At 65.0% G+C, this 3,971-nt stretch carries 2 protein-coding genes; one reads left to right on the forward strand and one right to left on the reverse strand.

From position 1 onward, the window contains the following. Position 1: 1 nt before the first annotated feature. Positions 2 to 1,354, reverse strand: coding sequence for an MFS transporter (locus tag L0G76_RS14670; protein ID WP_304357895.1), 1,353 nt, complete (start codon positions 1,352 to 1,354; stop codon positions 2 to 4). A 371-nt stretch (positions 1,355 to 1,725) separates the two neighbouring features. Here L0G76_RS14670 and paaZ point away from each other — a divergent pair, with 371 nt between their 5' ends. Further along, positions 1,726 to 3,762 carry a phenylacetic acid degradation bifunctional protein PaaZ gene (gene paaZ, locus L0G76_RS14675; protein WP_304357896.1) on the forward strand — a complete coding sequence of 679 codons (2,037 nt, stop codon included), beginning with the start codon at positions 1,726 to 1,728 and terminating at the stop codon, positions 3,760 to 3,762. The last annotated feature ends 209 nt before the right edge of the window (positions 3,763 to 3,971 follow it).

Raw genomic sequence — 3,971 nt, forward strand, 5'->3', positions numbered from 1 at the left:
CTCAGCTCGTGTGCTTGACGACGCCGAGCTCGACGCCCTTGGGCTCCTTGACCAGGCTGACGGCGATGAGGGAAATGACGCAGACGACGATCATGTAGACGGCGATCGACAGGGACGACCCGGTGGCGGTGAGCAGGGACTGTGCGATCGTCGGGGCGAAGGCGCCACCGAGGATCGCACCGATCGCGTAGCCGATCGACACGCCCGAATAGCGCACCTGGGGCGGGAACATCTCCGCGTACATGGCCGACATCGGTCCATAGGACAGACCCATGCCGACGGTGAGGACGAAGATGCCGATTCCGTACATCCAGATATTGGCCATGTCGATCATGAGGAAGGTCGGGATCAGCCACACGATGAGGAGGATGTAGCCGATCTGGAAGGTGCGCACACGACCCAATCTGTCCGACAGTGCACCGCCCCACATCGTGAAGACCAGCCAGCCGAAGCTCGCCAGAGTTGTGGCCAGCAGCACGGGCGCCCGGTCGAGGCCGACAGCGCCGCCCTCTTCGATGGGCCGGGAGGCGTAGGCCGCGAAGAACGCGATGATCATGTAGCCCACAGCGTTGTTGCCGATGAAGATCAGCGCGGAGAGGATGACTTGCTTGGTGTTCTTCTTGAACAGGGTCGACAGTGGCGCCGAGGACTCCGCGCGGCGTTGGGCGAGCTCGGCGAACACGGGGCTCTCCTCGACCTGTCGGCGAATGTAGTAGCCGACGAGGACGAGGACGACCGAGAACAGGAAGGGGATTCTCCACCCGAAGCTCTCAAACTGCTCGGGGGTGAGCAGCGTGGTCAGGATCCAGATCACGCCGGTGGCGAGGATCATGCCGACGGGCACACCGATCTGGGGGTAGGCGCCGAAGAGTCCGCGCTTGCTGATCGGAGCATGCTCGACCGAGAGGAGGGCTGCACCGCCCCATTCTCCGCCTGCGGAGAATCCCTGCAGGATGCGCAGCAGTGTCAGCAGGATCGGGGCGCCGACCCCGATGGCTGCATAGGTGGGCAGGAGTCCGATGAGCGCTGTGGCCGCGCCCATGAGGAACAGCGTGATGACCAGAACCCTCTTGCGTCCGATGCGGTCGCCGAGGTGGCCGGCGATGATCGCGCCCAGTGGCCTGAACAGGAATGAGATTCCCAGAGACGCCCAGGCCATGATCTGACCCAGTGCCGGATTGTCGGAGGCGAGGGGCGCGAAGAACTGGGCGGAGAGGATGAGGCCGGCGGCCTGGGCATACACGAAGAAGTCGTACCACTCGATCGTGGTGCCGACGAGGGTGCCGGCCAGAACCTTGCGTTCCTCGCGGGTGATCGAGGCGGGGGCTGCCGCTGCGGGCGAAGATGTGGACATGAGAGAACTTTCCCTGGGTGACGTGTGCTGCGGAGCGGCGGTCCTCGACTCTGAGTGATCGCCGACGCTTCCGCGCAAGTGACTGAATGGTCAGTAATTACCGTCAATCGTAATGCACGTGGTGATCGGTGTCACTTTCCGGATGGTCGGCTTGCCGGTGTCGGTGCGGTGTACGACCGCGATCCGGTGCGGTCGGCGTGACACGGGCAGTGCGATCGACGACCGCGATCGGTGCGGTGCGTGGTGCCGTCGGCGCGATTCATGCAATGACAATAACCGACCAATTGGTTAGTATTGCTGACAGGAATCGGCAGCGGTGCCGAAGATGGCCGCCGTGCACCGGGAGACATCGTTGAGCAGGGAGACCAGACATGACCGAGATTCTCAGTTCGTATGTGGCAGGCGACTGGCACACCCCCAGTGGGAGCCCCGACAGTGCCCGAGCCGTCCACGACGCGACCAACGGACAGGTTCTCCACCACGTCTCCTCGGCCGGCATCGACTTCGCCGCCGTCAATGAACATGCCCGCGGCACCGGAATCTCCGAACTGCAGAAGCTGACCTTCCACCAGCGCGGTGTGATCCTGAAGAAGCTCGGCGCCTACCTCATGGAGCGCGCCAAGAATTATCACGAGATCTCGTTCACCACCGGCACCACGAAGCGCGACGGCTTCGTCGACATCGAAGGCGGCATCGGCACCCTCTTCACCTATTCCGGCGTCGCCCGGCGGCAGATGCCCAACTCCACGGTCCACCTCGACGGGGGAGTCGAACGCCTGTCGAAGAACGGCACCTTCGTCGGCCGCCACATCCTGACCTCCCGACAGGGTCTGGCAGTCCAGGTCAACGCCTTCAACTTCCCCGTCTGGGGCATGCTCGAGAAGTTCGGGCCCATGTTCGTCGCCGGCATCCCGGTCGTCGTCAAACCCGCCACCGACACCGCCCACCTGACCCGAGCAGTGGTGGCCGACATGATCGAATCCGGGTTGCTGCCGGCCGGTGCCATCCAGCTCATCGCCGGTGACGTCACCCCGCTCTTCGACCATCTGGCCGAACAGGATGCGATCGCCTTCACCGGTTCCGCGGCCACGGCCAAGCACCTCGGCGGCCTGGAATGCGTCCGCGATCGCGGTACCCGATTCTTCGCCGAGGCGGATTCCCTGAACTTCTCCCTGCTGGGCCCCGATGCGGGGCCGGGCACCGAGGAATTCGACCTCTTCGTCTCCGGTGTCGTCGCCGAGATGACGATCAAGGCCGGCCAGAAGTGCACGGCGATCCGTCGCACCTTCGTTCCCGAACAGCATAAAGAGGCCGTCGCCGAGGCGCTCGTTGCGAAGCTGGAGACTCAGGGCGTCGGCGACCCACGTGAGAAGTCCACCCGGCTGGGCCCGGTCGTGTCTGACAAGCAGCGGACCGACGTCCTCGATGCCATCGATGAGATCACCTCGGCGGGGGCCCACGTCCTCACCGGCGGACGCGAAGCCTCCGATGAACTGGCGCAGAACCTCGGCGGAGCCTATGTCGCGGCCACGGTCCTCCAGGCCGACGATCCGTGGGTCGATGCCGTCCACGACATCGAGGCATTCGGGCCGGTGACCTCGCTGATCTCCTATTCCTCCACCGAGGAGGCAGTCCGTCTGGCCGCTCGCGGGCGCGGATCATTGGTCGGTTCGGTCGTCACCCACGATGCCGGGTTCGCCAGCGAATTCGTGCGCCAGGTCGCCCCCTGGCACGGACGCATCCTGGTCCTCGACCGCGACGACGCCGAAGAATCGACCGGGCACGGTTCGCCCCTGCCCACGCTCATCCACGGCGGTCCGGGACGCGCCGGTGGCGGCGAGGAGATGGGCGGGCTGCGCGGCGTCGAGCACTTCATGCAGCGCACCGCGATCCAAGCCTCCCCTGACATGCTCACCGCCATCGGCGGCGAATGGGTCGCCGGCGCTGAACGCCAGCTGGGCCAGCATCCGTTCACGAAGACCCTCGCCGATCTGCGCGTCGGCGATGCCCTCGAATCCGAGCGGCGCACCGTCACCCTTGAGGACATTTCGCACTTCGCGGAGTTCACCGGTGACACCTTCTACGCCCACACCGACGAGGAGGCGGCGGCCGCGAACCCGTTCTTCCCCGGACGCGTGGCACATGGCTACCTCATCGTGTCCTTCGCCGCGGGCCTCTTCGTCCAGCCGGACCCGGGCCCGGTGCTCGCGAACTACGGCCTCGAAGGACTCACATTCATCACACCCGTCTCACCAGGGGATTCGCTCAAGGTGACGCTGACCGCCAAGCGCATCACTCCGCGTGAGACCGACGAGTACGGCGAGGTCCGCTGGGACGCCGAGGTGGTCAACCAGAATGACGAACCGGTCGCCAAATACGACGTGCTGACGTTGGTCACGAAGGAGTAAGGGGCGCGTTCAGGCGGTCGTGCGGACGCTTCATCTTCTCTGATCGTCCTCAGAGCACAAACGGTTGGCATGTTCTCTTCGATCTGAGCGTGGGAATCGAGAAGAACATGCCAACCGTTTGAGGTGTGCGGGGTATGCGACGTGGGCTGAGGCCCCTGAGACCCACTGGCGCGCCCCGGCTGCAACCTCGCGAAGGCGAGCGGCGCGAA

It is taken from the genome of Brevibacterium picturae, assembly GCF_030453725.1.
In the GTDB taxonomy this organism is placed as follows: Bacteria; Actinomycetota; Actinomycetes; order Actinomycetales; family Brevibacteriaceae; genus Brevibacterium; species Brevibacterium sandarakinum_A.